This is a genomic window from Mycobacteroides franklinii, from assembly GCF_001853795.1.
In the GTDB taxonomy this organism is placed as follows: domain Bacteria; phylum Actinomycetota; class Actinomycetes; order Mycobacteriales; family Mycobacteriaceae; genus Mycobacterium; species Mycobacterium franklinii.
Map to the genome: position 1 here is coordinate 406,389 of NZ_MLIK01000024.1, position 26,757 is coordinate 433,145.

Here is a 26,757-nt window from a genome sequence, read left to right on the forward strand (position 1 = left end):
CCCATAACCAGCGTTATTGGTCACGAGCATAACCCACACTTGCCAAGCCCTCGGAATCGCGGGACTAGGCTGTCCGCCGTGTCGACAGAATCGCAGGGGCCGCCGGCCCGAGTGATGATCTCAGGGGTGAAGGTAGATCTTTGCTCCGTGCGGGACGTGCTTGCCGCGGCGGCACGGTATGCCGCGGTGCGGGGCGATAACCCGCTGGTGATCGGCTCGGTGAACCTGGATCACCTGCATCACTTCGGCGCGGGGCGTGCCAACCCGGACTGTGCGGAACTCGGACCGCGGCTGCGTTGGTTGATGCTGGCCGACGGTGCACCGATTGTGGCGCGAGCGCGACTCCGGACACGGCAGAACTGGCCGCGGATTACCGGAGCCGACTTGCTGCCTCTCGTGCTCGAACAGGCGATGCACGCAGGTCAGCGGGTTGGTTTCCTGGGAGGGCTGCCACAGACTCATGACCAGTTGCGCGGAGTGATCATAGATCGCTATCCGAGTCTTCAGGTCACGGATTTCTGGGCGCCTGATCGTAACGATCTCACCGATCCGGCTCGTAGCGATGCCCTTGCCCGCGACATCGCCGCCACGGATACCCACGTTCTGGTGGTAGGTCTTGGAAAACCTTTGCAGGAGTTGTGGATTGCGCGTCACGGTGTTGCTACCGGTGCCGCGGTCATGTTGGCCTTCGGCGCGTCCGCGGACTTTCTGGCAGGCGCCGCCGTGCGCGCGCCGGAATGGATGCGGCGCTGCGGCCTGGAATGGTCCTACCGGTTGGGGCGCGAACCGCGGCGGATGGCGCGAAGATACCTGGTACAGGGGCCCGCATCCGTGATGCGGTTGCGGAGGGCGAACGTCGAGCCCCCGCAGCCTTGGCACGCGTCGTAGCTAAACCGCATGCATAATGCTCGCGAAATGTTCAGCCATTCGTTCGGAACTGAAGTCCGTCCGCGCCCGCTGCGCTCCGGCCTGCCCGAGCGCGCGTGCTCGGTCGGGATCGTGCGCCAGGTCGGAGATCGCTCGGGCAAAGGCGTCAGGGTCGCCGGGGGGAACCAACACCCCATCGACATCGTGGCGGACGTAATGAGATATCCCCGGGTTGTTGGTCATCACAACTGGACGCCCACTGGCCATCGCCTCCAATGCGACGGTGAGACCCGAACCCGTAACTACATTGGGGCGCACAGCAATCGCCACGATCGCGGAGCGCCGGTACAGGTCACGCATTCGTCCGTAAAGACGCTCGGTACGCAGCGTGACAACCTCGGACGGAGCGTTGACTGGCAGCGCGGTGGCCAGTTCCAGCGTGAGGCCGGGGCAGTACTCGCGGGCGGTCAACACCGCCTGGACGAGCAGCGCGTGATCCCGGTGAACGTCCTCACCCGCACTCACTACCAGGGGAGTGCTCGTGTTCTCCCACGGTTGCACCCGATAGAAATCGGTGTCGATGCCCACCGGCGCGAAATGCAGCCGCGAATCCTCGACGCCCCAGGCGCGGGACAGCAGTTCGACCTGGGGAGGGGATTGGGAAAACACCGCCGCACTGTGGGCCAATGCGTACCGTGCGAGTGTGCGATGAAGCGGCGCAGAGTCCGCCGGCTCGGTCAGCCACCCCACCCCGGTCACCACGGGTGGGCTCATGCCAATGGCCGTGGCGGCAGCGGCCGGCACCCCGGTGCGCTCGTCGTAGCAGAACACGATATCGCTCTCGCGTCGCGCCGACCGGTCTGCGACGGTCTCCAAGATTTCCAGATTTCCACTGCGATACCGAATTTGCCCGGCGATCCGCTCGAAGCGGCGGGCCATCGAGAACTCGCTGAAGGTGGGCGTCACACCGTAGTTCGACAGCCGATGCAGTCCATAGGGCGCGCGATCCGGCACCTCGTCGGCAACGTTCCGTGCCTCCCACTGCGAAGCCGAAACGCCGTGCGACAAAGCCACATACGCGCGCAAGTGTTGGTTCGGTTGCATTGTTCCCATCCCGTACCGGCGCAAGGTATCACATGACTCCCGAACGCACCCAGGGTTCCCCGGTGAGCGAGCCGGCGTCCGGGCGCCGCATCGCCAGCGCAGTCGCATGGCAGCTGGGCGGTCGCATGTTGGGGACGGTTGCTTCCATCGCGGCCATCGCCCTGACCACCCGTGCGCTGGGCCCGGTGTCCTATGGGCATCTGAATACCGCGATCTTCTTCATCGGATTGTGGACAAGTCTGACCGAGTTGGGCATCGGTGTCGTGATCGTGCGACGTGTCTCGGCAAGTGAGGGCGACCTGCAACGATTGGTCGGGATCAATCTTGCTTTCTCACTGAGCTATTGCCTGCCCCTCGCCGCGCTGGCTGCCGTATCGGGCTGGCTGGTCTACTCCGACCAGCCGGAGGTGCAGTCGATGTTGTTGATACTCAGCGCCAGCCTCACCTTGACGACACTGTCGAGCTGCCTCAACCCCATATTCATGTCCGCGGTGCGGTTCTCGGCGGTGGCACTTGCCGACACGCTGTCCCGTGTCGTGATGTTGGTGGTCACCATTGTTCTGGTCACGGTTCGTGCCGACCATGTGTGGTACGTGCTGCCCCAGGTCGCAGCCCCGGCCACGCTGTTGTTGGTGCAGGGCATTGCCGCACATCGCATCATTCCGTTGCGAATCGTCATGTCCGTCAAAGAGACCTGGGGACTGGTGCGCGAGAGTCTGCCGCAGACCATGGTGCTCATCATCGGCGTGCTCTATTGGCGCATCGACGGTGTGATCCTCAGCTTGCTGAGCACTCCCGCCGAGGTCGGTCGATACGGCCTGGCTTATCAGACCGCGTTCACTTTGTCGCTCATGGGGAACTTCTTTTTGGGTGCAACCCTTTCCACGATGACGGGGCTGTTCGCGTCGTCGCGGGAGAGGTTCGCGATCTTCATCGAACGGTCGATGGGTTTGATGATGGCCGTTGCGGTCCCCATCGCGGTGGTCGGATTCTTCGTCGGCCGCGATCTGGTGGCGCTGCTGGGCTCGGAACAGTTCGTCGACAAGTCGAATCTGGTGATGCCGTTGCTCCTTGTCGCCGTCGGTTTGACCTTCCTCACCGGGACGGTGAGTCAGGCGCTCTTTGCCGCGCATCATCAGGCATTTCTGTTGCGTCTCAATGTTTTCAATCTCGCCTGCAATATCCTTCTCAACGTGGTGCTGATCCCGCATCTGGGTTCGCTGGGTGCGGCGATCGCGTTGGTAACCAGCGAGGTGGTCGGTCTGGTTGTCGCCACCATCAGGCTGGCCACCTGTAGTGGCTATCGCACGCCGTGGATGTTTCTGCTCCGGTTGGCCATACCGACACTGGCGGCAGTGGCTGGGCTTGTCCTTGCCGCACAGTGGTTGCCGCCGTTGATCGCGGCGGTCATAGCCGCCGCCGTGTACGTAGGAATGAACCTTTGGGTAGGCCCAGTACACCTGCGCGATGTCCGGGAAATTCTCCGCAAGGAGGCCTCAGATGGGTGATGGACATGGGTAGGAACAGGAACAAGGAACTCAACCGGGCCTACCTGCCATCGCCCCGGACAAGTGGGGTGCATGGCGGCACCGTCGTCTGCATTGTGGCCTATCGCCGCCCCGACCTACTCGATGACTGTCTGCGGTCCTGTCGCGAACACCTCGTTGATCTGCCGGTACACGTGTGGGACAACTCCGAATCGGAATTCCCCGGCATGGCGGCAATCCGCGCGGCCTACCCGGAAGTGAGTTGGCACGGCACGGGTAAGAACCTGGGATTCGCCGCGGCCGTCAACACGTTGGCCGATCTGGCGCCTGGTGCGCATCTGTTGTTGCTGAATCCCGATGCCGTTGTGAAGAGTCCACTCTCCCAAACACGCGCTCAACTGACGACGGATGTCCGGGTGGGAGCGGCGGCACCGCAGATCGATTCCGTCACCGCACACCCCGGCGAGCGTCCGTGGGACAACGGGCATCGGGCCCCCAGCCTGATGAGAGCACTCGTCTCGCGCACGGGCTACGCGCCCGCGTTGCGCGGCCGCGCGATCTCCGATCTGTATCGGACACCACCGCCAGATGTTGACGGATACCTCACCGGTGCTTGTCTTTTGATCAACCGTCACGCCTGGAATGAGATAGGTGGATTTGACGAAGAGTTCTTCTTGTACGGCGAGGAAGCCGATTGGCAACAACGGGCACGGTTCGCGGGTTGGCGACTGGTCCTCGTCGACGAGCCGGGTGTCACGCATAGCGCCAAGGGGACAGTCGCGGGAGATCACCGGCGCAGCATGCGGTCTGACGATCTGCTGCGGGCCAACATCGCGTTGACACTCGAGCATGCGAAGGGCGTACGGACTGCCGATCTCTACCTGGCCGGCACATCAGTGCTGGACCGAGTGCAGCCCGCAGCACGGCGCGCCCGGGCGGCCCGTATCGCCTCGTTCCAAGGACGCCCGCAGGTGGTGCTGACCACCAATCGGTTGGTCTATGGGGGAGCAGAACGCCAACACGTGCTGCTGGCAACTGAGTTGGATCGGCGCGGCTACTCCGTGACCATCGCGTGCATGCAGCGATTCGGCCCATTGGTATCCGAAGTTCCTGCGACGGTGCGGGTCGTGCGCCAGCCCTGGTGGTGTCCGACCTTTGAGGTGGGCGACGGGCCCGCGATCCTGGTCTCGGGGGATACCAATACCGAAACCGGGTGTGCGACCTTGTGGCGCGCAGCCGGGCGCGACCGTAGATGGCTTGTCGCGGCGCACATTCCACCCGTGCTCAATACGGGGACCTACTCGGCGCCGCTGGCGGCGGCCATGAGCAGGGCCGATGGGTTCATCGCGCTGTCGCGGCGGCACTGGGACGAGGTGTCCGCGCATCAACGCGTGGGCAACCGATTCTTCACCGCCCCCAATGGGGTGATGAGCCGCGCCGACCTGCCGGAGACCGCACCGAACCGAACGGAACCCCGTGGCTCCGTGCATTTCGTGATGCTGTCACGCATTGTGGAACACAAGAACCCGCATCTCTTGGTGGAAGCATTGAGCGGATTGCCCGAATATGACTGGAAACTCTCTATTTTCGGTGACGGACCTGATCGTGAACGGTTGGAAGCACTCACCCCCGATGCGGTACGCGACCGGGTGCACTGGCGCGGTTGGTCGCCCGGGCCGGAGCATGCGCTGGCCGACTGCGATGTGCTCTGCGTGCCGAGTCGCAGTGAGGCGTTTCCGTTGGTGATCCTGGAGGCAATGGCGCGAGCGGTCCCGGTCATCGGCTCCGCGGTCTGTTCGGTGCCCGATATGCTCGGCAACGACAGCGGCGTGGTGGTGGATCCGATTGACGTACAGCACTGGCGTACCGCGCTCGAGGGAGTGCTGACCGACCCCGACAGCCTCACCGCGTTGGGGCGGCGCGGTTTTGACCGAATGCGTGATCTCTACACGATTGAGACCATGGCGGACTCCTATGAGGAGGCCTTTACCGCGGTGCTGAAGGGCTGACGTCGACGATGCGGATTCTCTGGTTATCGCCCTGGATGCGCCCACTGGCGCGCGTACAGGCGGAGGCCCTGCAGGAGCGGGGCGCGTCCGTGTTGTTGGTGACCACCGACGATCATCCGGAGTCCGGGCCGGCACGCGATTACGAGTTGGTCTTGAAGACCGCGCTCGCTCAACCGGCGAGTTGGGCCTCGTGGGCGCGCGCGGTACCGAAAGTCCGCGCGTTCCAGCCTGATGTGGTGATCAGTGAGCTGGTGCGTGACCCGCGATGGCAGGCATTCGGCCAGGGCCGTCCACGGGTGCTGCTCATCCACGATGATCGACCACACGATGTCGTCGAAGAGCGCCCCCGCTGGAAGGATGTGGCGTTCCGCCGGTGGGAGGCGGGCGCGGTTCAGCGCGTGGCCTTCAGCGACTACGTTTCACGTTCGATCGCCGCGCACGCGTCATCGGTGGTCGACGTGGTCCCGTTGACGAGTGATCTTGATCCGGTGCGCGTGCCTCTTCTCGTCCCCGCGGCAGGGCGGCGTGACTTCGTCGTGGTCGGACGGCTCTACGGCTACAAGAACGTCGATGTCATCCTGCAGGCATGGCAGGCGCATAGTGCCGGACCGGCCTGGCGCGGAGACCAGCTGGTGATCATCGGCGACGGAACCATCACCGGCCCGCTACCGGAATCGGTGCGATGGATTCGCGGACGGTACAGCTATAGCGAGGTACTGCAACGGCTTTCCGCTGCCAAGGCGTCGGTCGTGCATTACCGACAGGCCTCACAGAGCGGTGTGCAAACACTGTCGATGCAACTCGGCGTGAACGTCATCGTTTCCTCCGAGGGAGCGTTGCCGGAGTTCCAACCGCCCGGGGAGCTCCCGCTGGGCCGTGATGACGTGCCGGGGCTCACTGCGGCATTCGACCGCCACGCCGATCCCGTTGTCGCGGCGGCCCTCGGCGCGGCGGCGCACGAGCACTACACGCAAAATTTCTCCGCGGATCACGCCGCGGCGAGGCTGCTAGCGATCTGCGAGCGACTTCCACGTCCGCACTAGCTGAGCCTCCCAGTCCGCGATATCGAGACCGCGCACCGTCTCTCGCGCGGCCCGCGCCAATGCGCGGCGCTCCTCCGGATCGGTGGTCAGCCGGGTGAGAGCCGCCGCCAGGGCATCGATGTCGCCCGGTGTAACGAGGATGCCGTTCTCGTTGTTGTGCACAACCTCGGCGATAGACCCGACCGGTGTAGTGATGACGGCGAGGGCCGCGGCCATCGCCTCCAGCAGCGCCATGGGTAGGCCCTCGGCATAGCTGGGCAGCACGAAAATATCTGCACCGCTGAGAAGTTCAGCGCCCGCACCAGCATCCAGCCAGCCGTGCACGGTGATCACGTCGGCGACATCGGCCGAGGTGACCGCGTCACACACCTGCTCGACCTCGCCATCGCCCGCAAGGTGGATGCGCAGCAACGCACGAACATCGGTCGGTAGCGTGGCTACCGCTCTGACGATGTCGTACGTGCCCTTGCGGTGCCCCAACCTGCCCAGGCTCACCGCGGTCACGATGGCTGCTGCGGAGAATGCGGGTTGTTCGGGAATTCGTACCGGGTTCTGCAATACGGCAACATGATTCGGATCGAGCTGCAGGCAGGCGGTGTACTCGTCAGCGAGGCCGCGCCCCAAGATGATCCACCGATCGGCACGTAATCCCCACCGCACGCCGTACTGCACCGCGACGGGTTGCTGCCGATACCACCCGGCGAAATCAAAGCTGTGGGCATGGACGAGGGAAGGTACCCGCCTGATCCGGGCGGCCCAGAGCGGGAGTGCCTTGCGCGCGACACTTCCGCCGTGGCCCAGGTGAACGTGCAGGACGTCAACCTGTCCGGTGAGGACCAGCCACGATGACACCAGCATTCCGCGCACACCGACCCACAGCCAACGCCACCGTCCGGCGTCGACGTAGGTGGGCACGACCCGCACGGTGACATCCGGATCAGTCAACGCCGCCATATGCGACATGACGGTTGCCATACCTCCGCGGCTCTCCGGACCCGCCGGGGCCGGTCCGATGGCCAGCACACGTACGGGTGCGGGCGTTGAGCGGGCATTGGACACGCGCCAAGTGTAAAGCTCAGCGGCTAGGTATCGTTCCTCGCTGTGACCTCGGACCGGACCGGGCGAGACCGCCATCCCTCGGTGGCCGGTGCCGTGCTGTTGACGGTGCTGGCTCTGATAGCTGCGGTGGTGCTGACACGTGACTCCAGCAAGTTCGTGCACCAGCGCGCCGCCGAGACTGTCATGCACCGGCTCGAGACCGGCCCGCTGGTACCGAATTCTCTTGACGTCGTGTGGTGGGTACGTGACCACCCGGACGACCCCCGCGCGTTGGCCATTCGAGAGCGGATCGCACGCTACCCGATCGCCATGTGGGCCACCGGAAATGATGAGGACGACGACCGCAACATCGGCGACATCGTCAGGCGGGCGCGGCGCGGCGCGGGTACCGCACAATTGGTGCTGTACAACATCCCGGACCGCGATGACGGATTCTCCGGCCCGCACCACGCCGTGACCCCGACGGTGTACCGGGACTGGGTCGACAGAGTGTCGGCGTTGGTGGGAGACGCCCGGATGGTGTTGATCGTTGAACCGGATGCACTATGGTTCGCCGATCGACAATCCCTGCAGGGCACTGATTTCGACGGTCGTATCCGTTCGCTGCGATATGCGGTTGACACCTTCTCGGCGCGGAATCTGAACACACGGGTGTATGTCGACGCCGGCACCTCATCCGGTTCGGTGACACCCGAAAGGATGGCGGCACTGCTCGCTATAGTCGGTGTTTCCGATCACGTGGGCTATGCCGTCAACGTCTCTTCCTTTGCACCTCCCCACGAGATATCCCGCTACGCCCAACGCATCAGGGCCGCCTTGCAGCAGTGGTTCGGCGTGCGCGATCCTCGCTACGTCGTCGACACATCTCAAAACGGCAATCCGGAATGGAACTTCGATTGGTGCAACCCGTCCGGCCGCACGCTCGGCGCGCCGCCGGCCGTAGTGGGGTCCCCCGACGGTCTCGACATGAACCTCTGGATACTGGCGCCGGGCAGCTCCAACGGGCCCTGCGGTGCCGCCCCCGATGCACCTGGGGGAGCGTTCAGCCCGACGTTGGCCGCGGCGCTACTGCGTTAGCACAGTCCGGTCATCCACCGACCGTCCAGTTCCGGAAAGCGCCGGTGCACTTCGGTGTAAAGGTCGGGCAGGGTAAGCAGGACCTGATCGGGACGTGCGGCCACCAAGTCGGCCGGCGACACGATCGGGATATCGGTGCCGGGCATGCGGCGGCCCTGTTTGGCCGCAGAAGCATCGGCGACCGCGACCACGGATTCCGTCGTCAGCCCCGCCCGGTGGAAGAGCGCCACGGCGCGAGACGGCGCGCCGTACGCGTAGACCGCGCGCCCGGCCGAGTGCATTCCACCCAGCCACTCGGCAAGGCGCCGCACCTGTTCGTCGACGGCCTGCTGCAGCCCCACGAACCCGGCGGGATCGGTAGCGCCGATTGCCTTCTCACGTGCCAGTGCCTGCCGCACCGACGGCGCAGCCGGATGCTCGCCGTGCCGCGCTGCGACCAACAGGGTGCCGCCGTATAGGTCGAACTCCCATACCGCCACCGCGGACATACCGACATCGGCGAGCATTCGGGACACCACGGTCAGCGAGTAGTAGGCGAAGTGGCCGTGCCGCAACGAGTTCCACTGGCCCAGTGTCAAAATGGTAGCGATCGAATGGAATTGCAGCAGCAGCACGCCGTCGGTACTGGTACGGCGGGCGCGTGCCCGGATGGCATCCGCTTGATTCGGATCGTGCATCATGCCGAAACTGTCCAACACCAGGTCCGCTGGCTCATCGGATGCGATGTCAAAACCCTTGGGAATGACGAGATCCAGCCAGCTGCCGCCGTGCGGACTGGTGAATTCGTGCACGGTGTCTCCGGTGAGGAGTCCGGCGGCTTGCACCGTACATACCGCGTCGGCTGCCTGGTCTCGGAGGGCTTGCGGCTCGACAGCCTTGGGCTCCTCGGTATGGGTGTCGTCGACCTCAAGCTGCGCCAGCCCGCAGTCCGCACACAGCATCATTGCCAGCGGGTATACCGCGTCATCGAAAGGCCCAGTGGCAGCGAGCGGGAAGAAGTCCGCGGCGGGAACGCTGCCCAAGTCCAGGACGCGGCTCAGCCGGTGACCGCGGCAATATCGGCAGGTGATCACCGTTGCCACCCCAATCCTGCCGCGGTACGGCAGGATGGCGTTGTGCGTATCCATACCACCGAGATTGACGGCGTGCTGCTGATGGAACCCACACCGCACCATGACGACCGTGGATTCTTCACCCGGACATTCGACGCCGCGGTATTCGATGAGTACCAAGAGGCGGCGGGCGCCGCGGTGCGCGCCGCCGGCTTTCTGCAGGACTCCCAATCACGTTCGCGCCAGGGTGTATTGCGTGGATTGCATGGACGGTCGGGCAGCGGTGAGAGCAAGTTGATTCGATGTGCCCGCGGCGCCGTCTTCGATGTGCTGGTGGACGCGCGGCCGGGCTCACCGACGTTCGGGTGCTGGCAGAGCTTCACTCTCGATGACCGCACGTTTGCTCACCTATTCGTCCCGGCCGGCATACTGCATGGCCATCAAGCGCTGACAGAGTGGGCCGACCTCTGCTACCGCATCGATCGGCCGCATGACCCGGCCGAGGACGTCTCGGTCGCTCATGACGACCCCGACCTCGGCATCGACTGGCCGCTGCCGGTCACCGTCGTGAGCGCCAAGGACGCCGCCGCGGGCAGCTGGGTGGCGCTCATCGGTCGGTGACCCGTTCACCGCGGGACCGGCCGCAGGCTGTCGTCGACCGCCCCGGATTCCCGAAGGCTCTTCAGCTGCGCGAGGCGGGTGAAGGACTGGCGGAACATCGATTCGGTGAGGTTTCCGGCAACGCACCGCTCGTAGAGCTCCTTGGCGCCGGCCGCAATAGACCATGTTGCGCGGTATCCGGGCAGTGCGGCGCGGATGGCCGAGAAGTCAACGCGGTAGGACCGGGGATCCGCGCCGGTCTCGCCGGTGATGGTCAGGGTCGAGTTCGGGACCGCGGCGACGGCGGCCTCCGCGATGTGGGCGACCGTCTGATTGTTCTCTTCGGTACCGACATTGAATGCCGCACAATGGATGACGTCCTGTGGGGCGGTGAGGCATTCGAGGAAGGCAGCCGCGATGTCTTGCGCATGCACGAGAGGGCGCCATGGTGTGCCATCGGAGAGCACCCGGACCTCCCCGGTGAGCACCGCGTTGCCGACGAGGTTGTTCAGCACGATATCGGCGCGAAGCCGGGGCGAGTATCCAAATGCGGTGGCGTTGCGCAGGAATACCGGCGAGAAGTCGGAATCGGCGATGGCGGCAACGTCATCCTCGACCCGAACCTTGCTCTCCGCGTAGGGGGTCAGTGGTTTGAGCGGAGCACTCTCGTTCACCAAATCCTCGCCGGCGGAGCCGTACACCGAGCAGGTCGAGGCGTACAGATACCGGCTCACACCGGCATCCTTGGACAGCCGCGCCAGCCGCACCGACGCGTGATGGTTGATGTCGTAGGTGAGATCGGGAGCCAACGCCCCCAACGGATCGTTCGAGAGGGCGGCCAGGTGAATCACGGCGTCGAAACCGGCCAGCTGATCGGACGTCACGTCTCGCAGATCGACGGCGATGGACGGGGGATCTACGACGGGCGGGCCCAGCACGCTGTCGGCGAAAAGGCCCGAGTCCAAACCGACAACCTCGTGACCGGCCCCAGCGACCATCTGCGCCATCACGGTACCGAGATAGCCCTGATGGCCGGTGATCAGAACCTTCACTGCGTTGCTCCTAACGAGATCGTGGCCTTCTCCAGTACAAACCCCTCCGCGTACCGATGGCGGCATTGCACACCGCGTACGCGCGCCAACGCCAGAAAGGTCTCGTGGTCGAACCAGTCATGCGGCCGTTGCGACGGGTAGTGCGTGTAGATGAGGTCGGCCTTGCTGGTGGCGATTTCATCGCTGAGTGGCTGAAACACCGTCGGTGTCGGGGTGTCGGTTTCCCACTTGATGATCTCGTAGCCGAGGATCAAGTGGTCGCGGAACTCGGTGGGCGCCAAGGACGCCAGCAGCCGGTGGTCCTGGTGGGCGTCATGGCGCTGCGGGGTGAACACCAGCGTGGCCGCCGACTGGCGGCGAAAGGCGGCTAGGGCGTCCTTGATCTCGTCCCAATGGGCGGGAGCTCGTCCATCGGGGAAGTCGAGCACATCGATGGTGACCTCGGCTCCGGGACACAGGGCAGCCAGTGCGGCGCGTTCCTCGGATTCCCGCTCGGTGTTGGCACCGGAGAGCACCAGGGCCCGCACGCGCAGGCCGGGATGACGACCTGTCATGGTCAACAGCGTGCCGCCCATGCCGATCGCGATGTCATCGCAATGCGCTGCCAGCAGCGCGATTTCGTCAACTGACCCGGTACCGAGTTCGATCACGCGGTGGCTTGCTCCTGCTCCCAGACCATCCACGGGCGCACGCCCTTGCGATACCCGTCGTCGAGCTCGGCGCGTTCCTTGAATGTGTCGGCGGGCTTCCAGAATCCATTGAACTTGTAGCCGAACATCCGGCCCTCCTTGGCCAGCGATCCGCAGGCATCTTCGACAAGGTCACCGCCTGCAGGCAGGTAGTCGAAAACGTCTTGGGAAAGCACGAAATAGCCGCCGTTCTCCCACATGTCAAGCTTGGAGACGGCCGTGATGTCGGTGATGGACCCGCCGTCGTTGACATCGACGGTGTGGAACGACGATTGAGGCGGAACCAGCAGCATGGACGCGGCCGCGCCGGAGTCCTGGAACTTGGCCACCAGGTCATCCAAGGGGGCGTTGGTGAGAACGTCTGCGTAGTTGGCCAGGAAATAGGGGTCGTCGCCGAGATGGTGACGGACGCGACGCAACCGTTCTCCGATGGGAGATTCGGCGCCGGTGTCGGCGAACGTGATGGTCCAGTCCGCGATATCGGATTTCAACAGTCGTACCTGGCCCTCAGCCAGGACGAAATCGTTGGACTGTGCCTCGTTGTAGCTCAAGAAGAAATCTTTGATGGCCTCGGCACCGTAGCCCAGACACAGAATGAATTCCTTATGCCCATGGTGCGCATAGTATTTCATGACATGCCAGATGAGCGGGCGTGGCCCGACCATCTGGAGGGGCTTGGGGATCACGTCGCCGGCCCCGTTGCGCATGCGCATTCCGAAACCGCCGCAGAAAAGCACGACCTTCATACCGATGCTCCTTCGGGCTCGACGTGGGGTTCGACAACATGCAGCCGGGGCAGGGGGTAGACGAGCCGCCCGCCCCACTCACCGATATGCCGCAACTGTCGGGTGATCTCGGTTTCCAGGTTCCATGGCAGCACCAGCACCACATCGGGTTTGTCCTCGTCGATGCGGTCGGGGGAGTGCACCGGGATGCGGGTGCCGGGGCTGAACATGCCCTGCTTGTAGGGGTTGCGATCGACGGTGTACTCGAGGAGGTCGGTGCGAATGCCGCAATAGTTCAGCAGCGTGTTGCCCTTACCGGGCGCGCCGTAGCCGACGACGGACTTGCCCTCGGCCTTGCAGGTAAGGAGGAACTGTAAGAGTTCCAAACGAATTCGTTCTGTCGTGGCGCGGAATCGCTCGTATCCGGACAATTCGTGCAGACCCGCACGCCGTTCCAGCTCCAAGACCTCGGCCACCGATGGCGCGATCTCGGGATTGCATTCGCGCGGGCGGGCCCAGACCCTGATCGAACCGCCGTGCGTATCAAGCAGTTCGACATCGACAACTTCCAGATTGCCTACCGCGAGGGCTCTTTGGGCCGCGAGCACGGTGTAGTACTGGAAATGTTCGTGGTAGATGGTGTCGAACTGGCCGAGTTCGATGAGGTTGAGCGCGTGATGCACCTCGATGCTCACCCAGCCGTCGTCGGCAACGAGTCCACGCAGGGCACGGGTGAACCCACGCAGGTCGGGGATGTGTGCGTAAACATTGTTCGCGGCGACCAAGCGTGCGGGACCGTGCTCGGCGCGGACCCGGGCGGCGGTGTCCTCGTCGAGGAAGGCCGTCAGGGTCGGCACACCCTTGTCGCGTGCGGCCTGTCCGACGTTGACCGAGGGCTCGATACCGAGGCAGCGAATCCCCTCGGCGACGGCATGCTGAAGGAGGTAGCCGTCGTTGCTGGCGACCTCGATGATGAAATCGTCGCGACGTTCGGGGGAGAGCGCCAGTCGGGCGATCGAGCCGGTGACATATGAGCGTGCGTGGTCAACCCAGCTGTCCGAATACGACGAGAAATAGGCGTATTCGGTGAAGTTCTCCTCGGGGCTAATCAGCGCGGGAATTTGCAGCAACATGCAATCCCGGCAGAGCCTCAGGTGCAAGGGGTAGGTGGGTTCCGGGAGGTCGAGCTGATCGGCATGCAGGAACTTCTGGCAGGGCGGGGTGGCGCCCAGATCGACGACGCTGAGCAGCTCCGTCGAGTCGCACAGACGGCAGCGCACCGGTTTCTCCTTCGCCAGCTATGTGGAGTACGGATGTCTCCAGACCCGGCGATAGGGTACCCGGTTATGGGTCCTACTGCGACCAGCGGTTCGCGATCAGGTTGAAACCGATGTCCTTGGTGTTCTGCACCGCCTCGTAGAGGCGGTAATAGGAGATGTGGCTGATCCGCCATGTCCCATCGGCGTCACGGCGGTACCGGTCCGTGTAGTACGAGGTGCCGGTGATCAGCACGCTGTGCGCCGGGACGATGACGACATCGCTCATGGCCCAGCTGCCTGTCGCGGTATCGCCGCTCACGTGGATCTCGGGATGCGTCATGGTGTGAACGCTGGTGATATCGGTCGTCAGTGAGGACCGCATGTATTCGACAACACCTGCGCGCGACGTGAACTCGAGGGGAGCTCCGTGTACCGCGGTGCCGTATGTCGCCTCAACATCCTCGGTGAGCGTGTCGGCGAACTCATCCCACAGCTTGTTGTCGAGGGTGCGGGCATAGCGGTACTTGAGCTCGGTGATCTCGTGGATGTCGACGAGAGTTTCGGGGGTCGGGCGTTCCATGCAGCCAGTCTTAGCACGCCCAGTCCCGCCCGGGGCCTGGTCTGCTCGCATCAAGATCATCCACACATCTCTGCTTGGGAATACATTTGTCGTACATGCATCGACCACCCCTGAAGAGGTGCCCCATGAACGCATTCACCCGTCTTGTCGTGGCGCCCGCGGCAGCTGTTGCTTTCCTCGGATTCGGTGCCGCCACGGCGTACGCCGAGCCGACCCCACCGCCGCCGGTACCCGGTTCACCGAACGCGCCGTCGCATGGGTCGTTGGTCGACCAGCCCAACGACTCCGGGGACACGGGCTGGGGCTACTTACCAAACGGCGCCGGCGCCCAATGTGAGAACGCCTGGGTGGTCTGCGGTTCGGACGAGAACCCACCCGCTTCCAACTTGGGACCAGGGCGCGATGACGCCGGTGGCTGGGTAAGTGCACCCGATCAAACCGGTCCCGACTGCGATAACCCCGGGGTGAACTGCACCGACGTCGGTTAGGGCCGCCGGCGAGCTGTGGTGCCCTCGGTGAGATTCGAACTCACACTGCACGGGTTTTGAATCCGTTTCCTCTGCCAGTTGGGATACGAGGGCCTGGCGTTTCTCGCGTTTTCGTGGCCGTCGGCCGGTCGCGCGATCTCCCACCTTAAAGGATGGGGAACGTCACTTTCACCACGGTATGGCCGTGCGCACGACCACATGCGTCACAATGGTCGCCATGACCGGCCCTCAGAACACCGAACCGGCGGCACCCGCGCGCCGCGTGCTCGTCGCCGAAGACGAAGCCCTCATCCGCCTCGACCTTGTCGAGATGCTCCACGAGGAGGGCTATGACGTGGTGGGGCAGGCAGGCGACGGGCAGGAAGCCGTCGACCTCGCCGTGGAGCTCAAACCCGATCTGGTGATCATGGACGTGAAAATGCCGCGCCGCGACGGGATCGATGCGGCCGCGGAGATCGCCACCAAGCGCATCGCTCCGATCGTGATCCTCACCGCGTTCAGTCAGCGCGACCTGGTCGAGAAGGCCCGAGATGCCGGTGCGATGGCATATCTGGTCAAACCGTTCTCCAAGACCGACCTCGTGCCCGCCATCGAGGTGGCAGTGAGCCGTTTCGGCGAGCTCACCGCGCTGGAGAAGGAAGTTCAGACCCTGGCCGACAGGCTGGAGACCCGCAAGCTCGTCGAGCGCGCCAAGGGCGTCCTGCAGTCCACCCAGGGCCTCACCGAACCCGAAGCGTTCAAGTGGATCCAACGCGCCGCGATGGACCGTCGCACCACCATGAAGCGCGTTGCCGAAGTGGTACTGGAAACACTCGACACCGACGCGCCGAGCTGAAACTCGGGTAAGCACTGCGCGGTGCCTCCCGGTTGGCTATGTTTTCTCATCAGCGTTTGGACCAGTCCGCCCCAGCGATTCGGAGGTAATCGTGCGTGCACGCGCGAGTGTGTTCATGCTGGGCGCGGTGGCCCTCGTCTTGACGGGATGTCACGCTGGCGGGCAGTCGGACGACTCCAATCAGAGCAACCTGAAGATCGTGCCGCTGGTGCAGATCGCTCAGGACGGGACCGAGGTGCCCGCGTCCAACACGCAGTCAGCCGCCGATCCCGCAGGAGACGGAAAAGCCCTGTGCACCAACGTTTCCCTGGCCATGGCCGGTGCGCTCAACGGCCCCGACGCGGCACTCGGAACCAATATCCGCAACGGTGCGCAGCTGGCTATCGACAAACACAACGCCGCTAATCCCGGATGCCAGGTCAAGCTCCGCGAATTCGACACCGAGGGCCTGCCGCAGAACGCAAGCAATATCGCTCCGCAAATCATCGGAGACCAGTCAGTTCTCGGGCTCATCGGGCCGGGTTTCTCCGGTGAGACCAAGTCGACGGGTCAGATCTTCAGCGAGGCGGGTCTGGTTTCCACTACCGCCTCGGCCACGAACGTGACGCTGACACAGCAGGGCTGGAAGACTTTTTTCCGCGGTCTGGCCAACGACGGCGTACAGGGGCCCGCGGTTGCCAACTACCTCAAGAAGACGCTCGGGTACAAGAAGATCTGCGTCGTGGACGACAGCACCGACTACGGCTCCGGACTGGCCAACGCGGTGCGCGGAACACTCGGAAATGACTGCAATGCCTCGGTGAAGAAGGGGGACAAGGACTTCTCCGCGGCCGTCACCCAGCTCAAGAACGCCTCTCCGGACGCGGTGTTCTTCGGTGGGTACTACGCCGAAGCGGCCCCCTTGGTGCAGCAGCTGCGCAATGGCGGAGTGGCCGCGACCTTCGTGTCCGCGGACGGCACCAAGGACGTGGAGTTCGTCAAACAAGCCGGCGACTCGGCCAAGGATGCGTTGCTCTCCTGCCCGTGCGGGCCGGCGTCGAATACGTTCGCCAAGGACTACACCGCCAAGTTCAATCAGGAGCCGGGGACATACAGCACCGAGGGGTATGACCTAGCGACGATCCTGATCAAGGGAATCGACGCGGGGAAGACCACTCGTGCGGGATTGCTTGACTGGGTCAGGAACTACCAGGGGCAGGGCGTGGCACGCGAATACAAGTGGAACGAAAATGGAGAGCTAACTTCCACACTTATCTGGGTGTATAAGGTCACGTAGGACAAACGAGGGGACTAGGCTCAGCCGCAAATGATTTCGGGGTGGATGGCACAGACGGGTGTGCAGACCAGCACAATTTCGTTCGATCTGCACGGATTGTGGAGCAGCATCGGACAGCTGACGATTGACGGTTTGGCGTGGGGCGCCATCTACGCGTTGGTCGCGGTGGGGTACACGTTGGTCTTCGGGGTGTTGCGGCTCATCAACTTCGCGCACTCCGAGGTCTTCATGCTCGGCATGTTCGGCGCGTACTTCGCCCTCGATGTCGTGCTCGGCTTCTCGCCCAGCGGCAATGCCTACAACAAGGGCGTATCTCTGACCGTGCTGTATCTCGGCGTCGCCATGCTCATCGCCATGGTCGTGTCGGCCACCACGGCAATAGGCCTGGAGACGGTCGCCTATCGCCCGCTGCGCCGCCGGGGTGCGCGCCCACTGACCTTCCTGATCACCGCCATCGGCATGTCCTTCGTCATCCAGGAGTTCGTGCACTGGGTGCTGCCGAAAATCGCCAAGGGCTACGGCGGGAGCAACGCTCAGCAGCCGATCATGCTGGTGACGCCCAGGCCGGTGTGGACATTCGGTCCGTTCGACGTGAGCGGTCACCACATCCCGTTCCAGGCCACGATCACCAATGTCACCGTCGTGGTGGTCGCGGCGGCGTTGGTGCTGGCCTTGCTGACCGATGTCGCGATCAACCACACCAAGTTCGGGCGCGGGATTCGGGCGGTGGCACAGGATCCCACGACGGCGACGCTCATGGGGGTGTCCCGCGAACGCATCATCATGACCACCTTCATCATCGGCGGCCTGCTGGCCGGCGCGGCGGCGCTGTTGTACACCCTGAAGGTGCCGCAAGGCATCATCTACTCCGGCGGATTCCTCTTGGGTATCAAGGCATTCTCGGCCGCAGTGCTCGGCGGGATCGGCAACCTGCGCGGTGCGCTGCTGGGCGGCTTGATTCTGGGCGTGATGGAGAACTACGGCCAGGCGGTCTTTGGCACCCAATGGCGCGACGTCGTGGCGTTCGTGCTGCTGGTGCTGGTACTCATGTTCCGCCCCACCGGCATTCTCGGTGAGAGCCTAGGGCGGGCGAAGGCATGAGTGCCCCACGTGCCCTGGCACCGGGCGACTCGATACGCCGGTGGTGGTCCGAGCTGGCCCGTCCCATGCAGTGGGTGTACGGAATCATCGGATTCGCACTCCTGGCGCTGCTACCGGTGTGGAAGATCCCCTACCTGGACACGCCCAACACCAGCTTCGGCGGGGTCATGGCCCAGTTCGCCATGGTGGCACTGATCGCTATAGGCCTCAATGTCGTTGTGGGACAAGCCGGCTTGCTCGACCTGGGATATGTCGGGTTCTATGCCATCGGCGCGTACACGGTCGCCTTGCTCACCAGTCCCGATAGTCCGTGGAATCGGATGGGCACTTCGGCATTTTTCAGTTCGGACTGGGCATGGCTGTCCTGCCTGCCCATCGCGGTGGCCATCACTGCCTGCTTCGGCCTGATCCTCGGTACCCCCACGCTTCGGCTTCGGGGTGACTATCTCGCCATCGTCACACTGGGATTCGGCGAGATCATTCGCTTGCTCGCCGACAACCTGGACGTCACGAACGGCCCACGCGGTCTGCACAAAGTCGCCTACCCGCACGTGGGGGAGCAGCACGTCCACGGTGGCGGTGTCTTCTCCAGCGCCAATTCGGGCGGCCATCTGAACTATGGCGTGTGGTGGTACTGGCTGGGGCTCTGCCTGATCGCGGTGGTGCTGGTGTTGATGGGCAATCTCGAGCGCAGCCGGGTTGGTCGCTCGTGGGTGGCCATCCGTGAGGACGAGGACGCCGCGGAGATGATGGGTGTTCCCACATTCCGGTTCAAGTTGTGGGCCTTCGTGATTGGGGCAAGCATCGGCGGACTTTCCGGCGCCCTGTACGCGGGCCAGGTCCAATACGTGGCGTCGCCGACCTTCAACATCATCAATTCAATGCTGTTCCTGTGCGCCGTTGTACTGGGCGGGCAGGGCAACAAACTTGGCGTGGTCTTTGGTGCGTTCATCATCGTCTACCTGCCGAACCGTCTTCTGGGCGTGCACGTGCAGGGAGTCGATCTGGGCAACCTGAAATATCTGTTCTTCGGGCTCGCTCTGGTTGTTCTGATGATCTTCCGCCCGCAGGGCCTGTTCCCCGCGCATCAGAAGTTGATGGCGTACTGGCGCACGACATCTGAGCGCTTGGGTGCCAAGAAGCCCGACGAAGCCGAGGCCGCGGCATGACCGAACACGACAACACCGTTCGCGAGGACGGCGCGGACGAGCCGCACGAGGCCGAGGCCGCGATCGACGTCGAGCAGGGGACCGACACCGAGGACACCGAAGCTGATCAGGACGAGGGCGAAGTCCTGCTCGAGGTCAAGGAACTGACACTCAAATTCGGGGGTCTGCAAGCACTCGATGGGGTGAGTTTCGACATCCGCCGCGGCGAGATCCTGGGTCTGGTCGGGCCGAACGGCGCGGGCAAGACCACCTGCTTCAACGCCATCACCGGGATATACAAACCGACGTCCGGCAGCATCGTATTCAACGGCAAACCGCTACGCCGACTGCGCCGCCATCAGATCACCCGCCGCGGTATCGCCCGGACGTTCCAAAACATTCGGCTGTTCGGCGAGATGACGGCACTGGAGAACGTCGCCGTGGGAACCGATGCCCGGCACAAGACCTCGGTCCTGGGCGCTCTGCTGCGCACACCGCGGCACCGCCGCGAGGAACACTATGCCGTCGATGTGGGGATGGGTCTGCTCGATTTCGTCGGCATCGCCGACGTCGCGGACGTCAAGGCCAAGAACCTTCCCTACGGCAGCCAGCGCAGACTCGAGATCGCGCGCGCGCTGGCCACCGAACCCAAACTGCTGTGCCTGGACGAGCCGGCGGCCGGCTTCACCCCCAGCGAGAAGGAATCGCTGATCGAGCTCATCCAGCGCATCCGGGACTACGGATACACCGTGCTGCTCATCGAGCACGACATGACGCTGGTCATGGGCGTGACCGACCGCATCGTCGTCCTCGAGTTCGGCAGGAAGATCGCCGACGGGGTACCCGCCGAGGTCAGAAATGACCCAGCCGTCATCGAGGCATACCTAGGAGTGGCCGATGAGGACCTCCACGGACCCGGATGGCTCGAGTCGACAAGTACCGGTCCCGCTGAACCCGATGCCGAAAGCGAGAGGTGAATGCCTCCCGTACAGCTGAAACTCAACAACGTCGGGGTCCACTACGGACCCATCCAGGCGGTGAACACGCTCTCGTTCGACGTGCGCGAGGGCGAACTGGTCACGCTGCTGGGTTCCAACGGTGCCGGTAAGTCAACCGCCATGCGCGCCATCTCCGGCCTGGTCCCGCTCAGCGCTGGCACCATCTTCTTCGAAGGCCAGGACATCTCGAAGATGAAGGCGCACAAACGCGTCAAGGCAGGAATCGTCCAGGCGCCGGAGGGGCGGGGCATCTTCCCAGGCATGACTGTCGCCGAGAACCTCGAAATGGGCTGTTACGGGCGAAGATTCAAATCCCGCTCGGAACGTCGGGAGCGTCTCGATTGGATCAACGCACTGTTCCCGCGACTGGCCGAACGCCGCCATCAACCCGGCGGCACCCTCTCCGGCGGTGAGCAACAGATGCTGTCCATCGGACGCGCCCTGATGGCCAGGCCCAAGATCCTGCTGCTCGACGAACCGTCGATGGGCCTGGCACCGTTGTTGATCACGAAGATCTTCAACATCATCGAGGAGATCAACGCCTCCGGAACCACCGTGGTGCTGGTCGAGCAGAACGCGCAGCAGGCACTGAGCCGTTCGGATCACGCCTACATTCTGGAGACCGGCTCGGTCGTCAGGTCCGGCCCTGGGCGAGAACTGTTGCAGGATGACAGCATTCGCTCGGCCTATCTCGGCGTGGTCTGAGGTTCTGCGGTTCGTTCCCACGGCCACGTCATCAGCGCCCAAACCGACAGCACCAGCACGGCGGCGGTCACCACGTACCACGGCCACGGGCCCATGACATCGAAAAGGCTTGCTGTGGAAGGTTTTCGGTTCAGGAATCCATAGTTGGATCTGGCTACGGCGTTGAATCCCATCGTGACGATCGCCCAGGTGATGCTGACGACGGTCACCATCCGATAGCTGCGCCAGGTCGGCCGCATGCCCAGCCCCCAGGTGAGGTAGATGGCGGCCCAGACGGCCAGTAGGTGAATCGACCAAAAGGCGAGAAACCCGACGCTGGGGAAGTCCGGCCCCGTCAGGACCGGGGAGATCAGCGCTTGGCTGCTGAGCACCAGTCCCCAGTAGTACGTCAACGCATACGCCCAATGTCGCTGGGACCACAGGGCATACGCGCAGACCATCGTCGCCAGGTCGGTCAGACGCAACGGCACGGATACATCGAGGCGCGGCGGATCGAGTCCGGCAACCAGTATCGCGATGTAGATCGCGGCGGTGGCGGCTCCGAGGACCCGTCCTAGTAGGCGGGCCTGGGATTCAGTTTGTCTGCGCCCCAACCACACCAGGATCACGGCGCCGCATACGAAAAGTGTTATCGCTGCGATATGGGACGGGCCGTACTGGTGGAACTCCCGTAGCGCCGCCGGTGCCATCGGTTGAGGCTATCCCCAGCAGATGACCGCCGGGCGCGGCTAGCGCGCGACGATGACCGACGAACCGTTGCCGAACAGACCCTGGTTGGCGGTGATACCGACCCGTGCGCCCTCGACCTGCCGTTCCCCGGCTTGCCCACGCAGCTGCCAGGTCAGCTCGCATACCTGCGCGATGGCCTGGGCCGGAATGGCTTCACCGAAACACGCCAGGCCGCCGGAGGCGTTCACCGGAACCCGGCCGCCGACCGTTGTGGCGCCACTGCGCAGCAGCTGCTCACCCTCACCCTTGGGGCACAGGCCCAGGTGCTCATACCAGTCCAGCTCGAGGGCCGTCGAAAGGTCGTATACCTCGGCGAGGCTTATGTCCTCGGGCCCGATACCGGCCTCGGCGTACGCGGCGTCGACGATCTGATCCTTGAACACCCGTTCCGGCGCCGGCACCACCGCGGTGGAATCGGTGGCGATGTCCGGCAATTCCGGAAGATGCTGTGGGTACTTCGGGGTAATAGTCGCGACCGCACGCACCGACGGGATGCCCTCGACCGAGCCGAGATGCTTCTTCGCGAAATCGGCGCTCGCCACGATCAGGGCCGCGGCACCGTCGCTGGTCGCGCAGATGTCCAGCAGCCGCAGCGGGTCGGACACGACCGGGCTCGCCAGTACGTCCTCGACGGAGGACTCCTTGCGGAACCGGGCATTCGGGTTGTTCAGGCCGTGCCGCGAGTTCTTGACCTTCACCTGGGCGAAGTCCTCGGCGGTCGCGCCGTAGAGGTCCATCCGGCGCCGCGCGAGCATCGCGAAGTACACCGGGTTGGTGGCCCCGATGAGGTGAAAGCGCTGCCAGTCGGGGTCGGCCTTGCGCTCGCCGCCGACAGGGGCGAAGAAGCCCTTCGGGGTGGTGTCGGCGCCGATGACGAGCGCCACATCACAGAACCCGGCGAGGATCTGGGCGCGGGCACTCTGCAGCGCCTGGGAGCCGCTGGCGCAGGCCGCGTAGGTGGAACTGATCGGCACACCGTTCCAGCCCAGCTTCTGGGCGAAGGTGGAGCCGGCGATGAAGCCCGGGTAGCCGTTGCGAATGGTGTCCGCTCCGGCAACGAATTGAATTTGGCGCCAATCCAATTCGGCATCCTGTAGCGCGGTCCGAGCGGCGGCGACACCATACTCGGTGAAGTCCCGTCCCCACTTGCCCCAGGGATGCATCCCCGCGCCAAGGATGTAGACCGGATCCGGAGTGCGGCTCATGCGGAGACCTTCTTCCATGCGTAGACCAGGCGCTCGACGCCCTCGTCGTCGGTGTAGAGCGGCTCCAGCGCGAGTTCCATCGCCTGACCCACCTTCAGGTCGGCAGCGCCGGTACCAGTCACCACCTTGCCGAGCACGATGATGCCTTCGGCGGCCAGCTCGACCGCCGCGATGGCGTAGGGCTCATACGGGTCGGACGCCGGGTACGGCGGGGGCGGCGCGTACTGGTTCTCCGTGTAGCTCCAGACCGCGCCACGCGAGGAGAGCGGCACCTGATCCAGGACGTCGCTGTCACAGGCCGGGTTGGGGCAGTTGTTGGCACGCGGCGGGAACACGATGGTGGCGCACTGTGTGCACTTGCCGCCGATCAAATGCGGCTGGCCGGATTCATCGGTATCGAACCAGCCGTTGACGGCGGGGGCTTGGTCTGTAGGCACCCGGTCAGATTACCCATGCTCGCCAGCGAATTGAAACGTGTGTCAGTTCAGTGGGACATGGAATGTCAGATGGTAGGCATACCCTGGACTTATGGGTATCGCGTTCAACCATACGATCGTTCATTCTCGGGACCGCGATGAGTCCGCGCGGTTCTTCACCGAGATCTTCGGGTTGTCCGACGCGGTGGACGTCGGCCCCTTTCTCAACGTGGAGCTGGAACACGGCGGCAATCTCGATTTTGCGACCATTGCGGCCGGCGATATCACCCCGCAGCACTATGCCTTCTTGGTCGACGAGGACGCCTTCGAGGCGATCTACGGCCGCATCACCGAACGGGGTCTGGAACATTGGGCCGATCCGCGCGCCCAACATCCGGGCGAGATCAATCACAACGACGGGGGCCGCGGGGTGTACTTCCAGGATCCCTCGGGGCACTACCTGGAGATCATCACCCGGCCGTACGGATCAGGGGAAGTGTCGGGGTCGTAAACGCTGTCGCACCGGTTGCCTAGGGTATGGAGTGTGACTGCGCCTGCGACGAAGACCGGAACCAAACAGCCGACCCTGCTGCTGCTCGACGGTAACTCGCTGGCCTTCCGTGCGTTTTACGCGCTCCCGGCCGAGAACTTCAAGACACAGTCCGGTCTGACCACCAACGCGGTGTACGGGTTCACCTCGATGTTGATCAATCTGCTGCGCGACGAGGCACCCACGCATGTGGCCGCCGCCTTCGATGTATCCCGCAAGACGTTCCGCTCCGAGCGCTACCCCGAGTACAAGGCCACGCGCTCGGCCACGCCCGACGAGTTTCGCGGACAGATCGACATCACCAAGGAAGTGCTCCAGGCCCTGGGTATCAAGGTGCTGGCGGAGGAGGGATTCGAGGCCGATGACATCATCGCCACCCTGGCAACCCAGGGGCAGGCTGATGGTTTCAAGGTCTTCGTGGTGACCGGTGACCGCGACTCACTACAACTCGTCAACGAGGACGTGACGGTGTTGTATCCGCGCAAGGGCGTCAGTGATCTCACCCGGTTCACCCCGGAAGCCGTGGTCGAGAAGTACGGCCTCACGCCGACCCAGTACCCGGATTTCGCGGCGCTGCGCGGCGACCCGAGCGACAACCTGCCGGGCATTCCCGGTGTGGGTGAGAAGACGGCGTCCAAGTGGATTCTCGAATACGGGTCGTTGCAAGAGCTGGTCGACAAGGCTGACACCGTGCGCGGAAAGGTCGGTGATTCACTCCGTGCCAACCTGGGCGCCGTGATCCTCAATCGCGAACTCACCGATCTGGTGCGCACGGTGCCGCTTCCGTATGTGCCCGGCCAGCTGGCTTTGGCACCGTGGGATCGCGACCAGATTCACCGCCTCTTCGACGACCTCGAGTTCCGGGTGCTGCGCGACCGGTTGTTCGAAACTCTCGAGGCCGTCGAACCCGAGGTGGACGAGGGATTCCAACTCGCCGGACAGGCGTTGGAGCCCGGCACCGTCGCCGAATGGCTGTCCCGGCACACCGGAGATGGCCGCCGCAGCGGCCTGGCGGTGGTCGGGACGTACACGCCGTACGACGGTGATGCCACTGCCGTGGCCGTCGCCTCCGCCGATGGGGACGGTGCGTACATCGACACCACCACGGTCACACCGGAGGACGAGGCCGCACTTGCCGAATGGCTCGCCGACGAGGCTCGTCCCAAGGCCTTGCATGAGGCCAAGCAGGCCATGCACGCGCTGACCGGGCGCGGCTGGCAGCTCAACGGCGTCACCTCGGACACCGCTCTCGCCGCGTATCTGGTGCGCCCCGGACAGCGCAGCTTCGCGCTCGACGACCTGTCGTTGCGGTATCTACGACGTGAGCTTCGCGCTGAAGATGATGGGGAACAACAGCTTTCGTTGCTTGACGAGGACGGCGCGGGTGACGCGAAGGCCGCACAGGCTCAGATGCTGCGTGCTCGGGCGGTCATCGACCTCGCCGATGCGCTCGATGTCGAGCTCGAACGGATCGAGTCGGCGACGCTGCTCGCCGATATGGAACTACCGGTCCAGCGGGTGCTCGCGGGCCTGGAATCGGTCGGTATCGCCGTCGACACCGACCACCTGACCTCACTGCAGAATCAATTCGCCACCGGCATCCGGGAGGCCGCCGATGCCGCGTACGCGGTAATCGGCAAGCAGATCAACCTGGGTTCACCCAAGCAGCTGCAGGTCGTGCTGTTCGACGAGCTGGGCATGCCCAAGACCAAGAAGACCAAGACCGGTTACACGACGGACGCGGACGCGCTGCAGACCTTGTTCGACAAGACCGGGCACCCTTTCTTAGAACATCTGCTCACACACCGCGATGTCACCAGGCTGAAGGTGACCGTCGACGGTCTGCTGAAATCCGTTGCCGCCGATGGTCGTATTCACACCACCTTCAACCAGACGATCGCGGCGACGGGCCGACTGTCATCCACCGAGCCGAACCTGCAGAACATCCCGGTGCGCACCGAAGCGGGTCGTGAAATCCGCGATGGCTTCGTTGTGGGTAAGGGTTACTCCGAGCTGATGACCGTCGACTACAGCCAGATCGAGATGCGCATCATGGCGCACCTGTCGGCCGACGAGGGCCTCATCGAGGCATTCAATACCGGCGAGGACCTACACTCGTTCGTGGCAGCACGCGCCTTCGGCGTACCCATCGACGAGGTCACCGCAGAGTTGCGTCGCCGGGTCAAGGCGATGTCCTACGGCTTGGCCTACGGTCTGTCGGCCTACGGTCTGGCCACCCAGCTCAAGATCTCCAACGACGAGGCCAAAGAGCAGATGGACCAGTACTTCTCGCGGTTCGGCGGTGTGCGTGACTATCTGCACGCCGTGGTCGATCAAGCACGCAAGGACGGATACACCTCGACGGTGCTCGGCCGTCGCCGATACCTGCCCGATTTGGATAGCGGCGACCGTCTGCGGCGGGAGGCCGCCGAACGCGCGGCGCTCAACGCGCCGATCCAGGGGAGTGCGGCCGACATCATCAAGGTCGCGATGATCACGACCGACAATGCCTTGCGCGACAAGGGCCTACAGTCGCGAATGCTCCTGCAGGTGCACGACGAACTTCTCTTCGAGGTGGCCGAGGGCGAGCGGGACAGCCTGGAAGCGCTGGTACGCGAAACCATGGGCTCGGCGTATCCGCTCGATGTGCCGCTTGAGGTTTCCGTAGGCTATGGCCGCAGCTGGGATGCCGCAGCCCACTGA

The 26,757-nt window shown here is 64.1% G+C and carries 26 protein-coding genes and 1 tRNA gene; 15 read left to right on the forward strand and 12 right to left on the reverse strand.

Going from position 1 to position 26,757, the window contains the following annotated elements; all coding sequences use genetic code 11:
* Nucleotides 1–78: 78 nt before the first annotated feature.
* The gene (locus BKG76_RS21390; protein WP_131815836.1) at nucleotides 79–888 is read left to right on the forward strand and encodes a WecB/TagA/CpsF family glycosyltransferase; all 810 of its coding nucleotides are present in this window, start codon (nucleotides 79–81) and stop codon (nucleotides 886–888) included.
* On the opposite strand, the gene BKG76_RS21395 is transcribed toward BKG76_RS21390, so the two are convergent.
* Complete coding sequence (locus BKG76_RS21395) at nucleotides 889–1,971, reverse strand: glycosyltransferase family 4 protein (RefSeq protein ID WP_083338158.1); 1,083 nt, start codon at nucleotides 1,969–1,971, stop codon at nucleotides 889–891.
* A 32-nt stretch (nucleotides 1,972–2,003) separates the two neighbouring features.
* On the opposite strand from BKG76_RS21395, the gene BKG76_RS21400 reads away from it, so the two are divergent.
* From BKG76_RS21400 to BKG76_RS21410, 3 genes are read left to right on the forward strand one after another with little or no spacing between them, the layout of a single operon-like run.
* The gene (locus tag BKG76_RS21400; RefSeq protein ID WP_070939705.1) at nucleotides 2,004–3,479 is read left to right on the forward strand and encodes a flippase; all 1,476 of its coding nucleotides are present in this window, start codon (nucleotides 2,004–2,006) and stop codon (nucleotides 3,477–3,479) included.
* A 5-nt stretch (nucleotides 3,480–3,484) separates the two neighbouring features.
* Nucleotides 3,485–5,467, forward strand: coding sequence for a glycosyltransferase (locus tag BKG76_RS21405; protein WP_070940044.1), 1,983 nt, complete (start codon nucleotides 3,485–3,487; stop codon nucleotides 5,465–5,467).
* 14 nt (nucleotides 5,468–5,481) lie between these two features.
* Entirely contained in the window at nucleotides 5,482–6,510 is a 1,029-nt protein-coding gene (locus tag BKG76_RS21410; protein WP_207543802.1) for a glycosyltransferase family 4 protein, read from the forward strand.
* On the opposite strand, the gene BKG76_RS21415 is transcribed toward BKG76_RS21410, so the two are convergent.
* Nucleotides 6,475–7,569 carry a glycosyltransferase family 4 protein gene (locus BKG76_RS21415; protein ID WP_070939707.1) on the reverse strand — a complete coding sequence of 365 codons (1,095 nt, stop codon included), beginning with the start codon at nucleotides 7,567–7,569 and terminating at the stop codon, nucleotides 6,475–6,477. The two genes, BKG76_RS21410 and BKG76_RS21415, sit on opposite strands and share 36 nt — an antisense overlap.
* A 42-nt stretch (nucleotides 7,570–7,611) precedes the next feature.
* Between BKG76_RS21415 and BKG76_RS21420 the strand changes: the two genes are divergently transcribed.
* The gene (locus BKG76_RS21420; RefSeq protein WP_070939708.1) at nucleotides 7,612–8,646 is read left to right on the forward strand and encodes a glycoside hydrolase family 6 protein; all 1,035 of its coding nucleotides are present in this window, start codon (nucleotides 7,612–7,614) and stop codon (nucleotides 8,644–8,646) included.
* On the opposite strand, the gene BKG76_RS21425 is transcribed toward BKG76_RS21420, so the two are convergent.
* Entirely contained in the window at nucleotides 8,643–9,773 is a 1,131-nt protein-coding gene (locus BKG76_RS21425) for a methyltransferase C-terminal domain-containing protein (RefSeq protein ID WP_236737618.1), read from the reverse strand. The two genes, BKG76_RS21420 and BKG76_RS21425, sit on opposite strands and share 4 nt — an antisense overlap.
* Between BKG76_RS21425 and BKG76_RS21430 the strand changes: the two genes are divergently transcribed.
* Nucleotides 9,762–10,319, forward strand: coding sequence for a dTDP-4-dehydrorhamnose 3,5-epimerase family protein (locus BKG76_RS21430; RefSeq protein ID WP_070939709.1), 558 nt, complete (start codon nucleotides 9,762–9,764; stop codon nucleotides 10,317–10,319). The two genes, BKG76_RS21425 and BKG76_RS21430, sit on opposite strands and share 12 nt — an antisense overlap.
* A gap of 5 nt (nucleotides 10,320–10,324) precedes the next feature.
* Here BKG76_RS21430 and BKG76_RS21435 read toward each other — a convergent pair whose 3' ends face one another.
* The 5 genes from BKG76_RS21435 to BKG76_RS21455 all read right to left on the reverse strand — a co-directional run bounded on the left by BKG76_RS21435 (nucleotide 10,325) and on the right by BKG76_RS21455 (nucleotide 14,603).
* Complete coding sequence (locus BKG76_RS21435; protein ID WP_070939710.1) at nucleotides 10,325–11,350, reverse strand: NAD-dependent epimerase/dehydratase family protein; 1,026 nt, start codon at nucleotides 11,348–11,350, stop codon at nucleotides 10,325–10,327.
* Entirely contained in the window at nucleotides 11,347–12,000 is a 654-nt protein-coding gene (locus BKG76_RS21440) for a PIG-L deacetylase family protein (RefSeq protein WP_070939711.1), read from the reverse strand. The genes BKG76_RS21435 and BKG76_RS21440 overlap by 4 nt, the downstream gene beginning before the upstream one ends.
* Nucleotides 11,997–12,785, reverse strand: coding sequence for a glycosyltransferase family protein (locus tag BKG76_RS21445; protein ID WP_070939712.1), 789 nt, complete (start codon nucleotides 12,783–12,785; stop codon nucleotides 11,997–11,999). The genes BKG76_RS21440 and BKG76_RS21445 overlap by 4 nt, the downstream gene beginning before the upstream one ends.
* Nucleotides 12,782–14,044, reverse strand: coding sequence for a class I SAM-dependent methyltransferase (locus BKG76_RS21450; protein ID WP_070939713.1), 1,263 nt, complete (start codon nucleotides 14,042–14,044; stop codon nucleotides 12,782–12,784). The genes BKG76_RS21445 and BKG76_RS21450 overlap by 4 nt, the downstream gene beginning before the upstream one ends.
* Before the next feature lie 73 nt (nucleotides 14,045–14,117).
* On the reverse strand, nucleotides 14,118–14,603 hold the full coding sequence (locus BKG76_RS21455) for a nuclear transport factor 2 family protein (RefSeq protein WP_070939714.1): 486 nt from the start codon (nucleotides 14,601–14,603) through the stop codon (nucleotides 14,118–14,120).
* Between the two features lie 125 nt (nucleotides 14,604–14,728).
* On the opposite strand from BKG76_RS21455, the gene BKG76_RS21460 reads away from it, so the two are divergent.
* A complete protein-coding gene (locus BKG76_RS21460) occupies nucleotides 14,729–15,091 on the forward strand; it encodes a hypothetical protein (RefSeq protein ID WP_070939715.1) in 363 nt (120 codons plus the stop codon).
* 16 nt (nucleotides 15,092–15,107) lie between these two features.
* On the opposite strand, the gene BKG76_RS21465 is transcribed toward BKG76_RS21460, so the two are convergent.
* A tRNA-Leu gene (locus tag BKG76_RS21465) sits at nucleotides 15,108–15,184 on the reverse strand.
* Between the two features lie 124 nt (nucleotides 15,185–15,308).
* On the opposite strand from BKG76_RS21465, the gene BKG76_RS21470 reads away from it, so the two are divergent.
* The 6 genes from BKG76_RS21470 to BKG76_RS21495 all read left to right on the forward strand — a co-directional run bounded on the left by BKG76_RS21470 (nucleotide 15,309) and on the right by BKG76_RS21495 (nucleotide 21,154).
* Entirely contained in the window at nucleotides 15,309–15,926 is a 618-nt protein-coding gene (locus BKG76_RS21470) for an ANTAR domain-containing response regulator (protein ID WP_109420972.1), read from the forward strand.
* A 91-nt stretch (nucleotides 15,927–16,017) separates the two neighbouring features.
* The gene (locus BKG76_RS21475; protein ID WP_109420941.1) at nucleotides 16,018–17,202 is read left to right on the forward strand and encodes a branched-chain amino acid ABC transporter substrate-binding protein; all 1,185 of its coding nucleotides are present in this window, start codon (nucleotides 16,018–16,020) and stop codon (nucleotides 17,200–17,202) included.
* Nucleotides 17,203–17,232: 30 nt separating this feature from the next.
* On the forward strand, nucleotides 17,233–18,303 hold the full coding sequence (locus tag BKG76_RS21480; protein WP_070939716.1) for a branched-chain amino acid ABC transporter permease: 1,071 nt from the start codon (nucleotides 17,233–17,235) through the stop codon (nucleotides 18,301–18,303).
* A complete protein-coding gene (locus BKG76_RS21485) occupies nucleotides 18,300–19,472 on the forward strand; it encodes a branched-chain amino acid ABC transporter permease (protein WP_070939717.1) in 1,173 nt (390 codons plus the stop codon). Before BKG76_RS21480 ends, BKG76_RS21485 begins: the two co-directional genes overlap by 4 nt.
* A complete protein-coding gene (locus tag BKG76_RS21490) occupies nucleotides 19,469–20,428 on the forward strand; it encodes an ABC transporter ATP-binding protein (protein WP_070939718.1) in 960 nt (319 codons plus the stop codon). Before BKG76_RS21485 ends, BKG76_RS21490 begins: the two co-directional genes overlap by 4 nt.
* The gene (locus BKG76_RS21495; protein ID WP_070939719.1) at nucleotides 20,429–21,154 is read left to right on the forward strand and encodes an ABC transporter ATP-binding protein; all 726 of its coding nucleotides are present in this window, start codon (nucleotides 20,429–20,431) and stop codon (nucleotides 21,152–21,154) included.
* On the opposite strand, the gene BKG76_RS21500 is transcribed toward BKG76_RS21495, so the two are convergent.
* The 3 genes from BKG76_RS21500 to BKG76_RS21510 are packed head-to-tail and all read right to left on the reverse strand — an operon-like array spanning nucleotide 21,136 to nucleotide 23,525.
* The gene (locus BKG76_RS21500; RefSeq protein WP_070939720.1) at nucleotides 21,136–21,843 is read right to left on the reverse strand and encodes a YwaF family protein; all 708 of its coding nucleotides are present in this window, start codon (nucleotides 21,841–21,843) and stop codon (nucleotides 21,136–21,138) included. The genes BKG76_RS21495 and BKG76_RS21500 overlap by 19 nt on opposite strands.
* A gap of 39 nt (nucleotides 21,844–21,882) precedes the next feature.
* Complete coding sequence (locus BKG76_RS21505; protein ID WP_070939721.1) at nucleotides 21,883–23,088, reverse strand: lipid-transfer protein; 1,206 nt, start codon at nucleotides 23,086–23,088, stop codon at nucleotides 21,883–21,885.
* Nucleotides 23,085–23,525, reverse strand: a complete 441-nt coding sequence (locus BKG76_RS21510; protein WP_070939722.1) for a Zn-ribbon domain-containing OB-fold protein — start codon at nucleotides 23,523–23,525, stop codon at nucleotides 23,085–23,087. The genes BKG76_RS21505 and BKG76_RS21510 overlap by 4 nt, the downstream gene beginning before the upstream one ends.
* A gap of 91 nt (nucleotides 23,526–23,616) precedes the next feature.
* Between BKG76_RS21510 and BKG76_RS21515 the strand changes: the two genes are divergently transcribed.
* Together BKG76_RS21515 and polA are read left to right on the forward strand one after the other, a co-directional pair.
* Nucleotides 23,617–24,015 (forward strand): VOC family protein, encoded by a 399-nt coding sequence (locus tag BKG76_RS21515; protein ID WP_070939723.1) that lies wholly within the window; start codon nucleotides 23,617–23,619, stop codon nucleotides 24,013–24,015.
* Between the two features lie 33 nt (nucleotides 24,016–24,048).
* Entirely contained in the window at nucleotides 24,049–26,757 is a 2,709-nt protein-coding gene (gene polA, locus BKG76_RS21520; protein ID WP_070939724.1) for a DNA polymerase I, read from the forward strand.

Excerpts from the sequence above, each read along its gene's own strand:
- BKG76_RS21500 (WP_070939720.1), bottom strand. The coding sequence starts at position 21,843 with ATGGCACCGGCGGCGCTACGGGAGTTCCACCAGTACGGCCCGTCCCAT.
- BKG76_RS21425 (WP_236737618.1), bottom strand. The coding sequence starts at position 9,773 with ATGGATACGCACAACGCCATCCTGCCGTACCGCGGCAGGATTGGGGTG.
- BKG76_RS21400 (WP_070939705.1), top strand. The coding sequence starts at position 2,004 with ATGACTCCCGAACGCACCCAGGGTTCCCCGGTGAGCGAGCCGGCGTCC.
- BKG76_RS21515 (WP_070939723.1), top strand. The coding sequence starts at position 23,617 with ATGGGTATCGCGTTCAACCATACGATCGTTCATTCTCGGGACCGCGAT.
- BKG76_RS21405 (WP_070940044.1), top strand. The coding sequence starts at position 3,485 with ATGGGTAGGAACAGGAACAAGGAACTCAACCGGGCCTACCTGCCATCG.
- BKG76_RS21480 (WP_070939716.1), top strand. The coding sequence starts at position 17,233 with ATGATTTCGGGGTGGATGGCACAGACGGGTGTGCAGACCAGCACAATT.
- BKG76_RS21455 (WP_070939714.1), bottom strand. The coding sequence starts at position 14,603 with ATGGAACGCCCGACCCCCGAAACTCTCGTCGACATCCACGAGATCACC.
- BKG76_RS21460 (WP_070939715.1), top strand. The coding sequence starts at position 14,729 with ATGAACGCATTCACCCGTCTTGTCGTGGCGCCCGCGGCAGCTGTTGCT.
- BKG76_RS21395 (WP_083338158.1), bottom strand. The coding sequence starts at position 1,971 with ATGCAACCGAACCAACACTTGCGCGCGTATGTGGCTTTGTCGCACGGC.
- BKG76_RS21505 (WP_070939721.1), bottom strand. The coding sequence starts at position 23,088 with ATGAGCCGCACTCCGGATCCGGTCTACATCCTTGGCGCGGGGATGCAT.
- BKG76_RS21495 (WP_070939719.1), top strand. The coding sequence starts at position 20,429 with ATGCCTCCCGTACAGCTGAAACTCAACAACGTCGGGGTCCACTACGGA.
- BKG76_RS21445 (WP_070939712.1), bottom strand. The coding sequence starts at position 12,785 with ATGAAGGTCGTGCTTTTCTGCGGCGGTTTCGGAATGCGCATGCGCAAC.
- BKG76_RS21485 (WP_070939717.1), top strand. The coding sequence starts at position 18,300 with ATGAGTGCCCCACGTGCCCTGGCACCGGGCGACTCGATACGCCGGTGG.
- BKG76_RS21490 (WP_070939718.1), top strand. The coding sequence starts at position 19,469 with ATGACCGAACACGACAACACCGTTCGCGAGGACGGCGCGGACGAGCCG.
- BKG76_RS21470 (WP_109420972.1), top strand. The coding sequence starts at position 15,309 with ATGACCGGCCCTCAGAACACCGAACCGGCGGCACCCGCGCGCCGCGTG.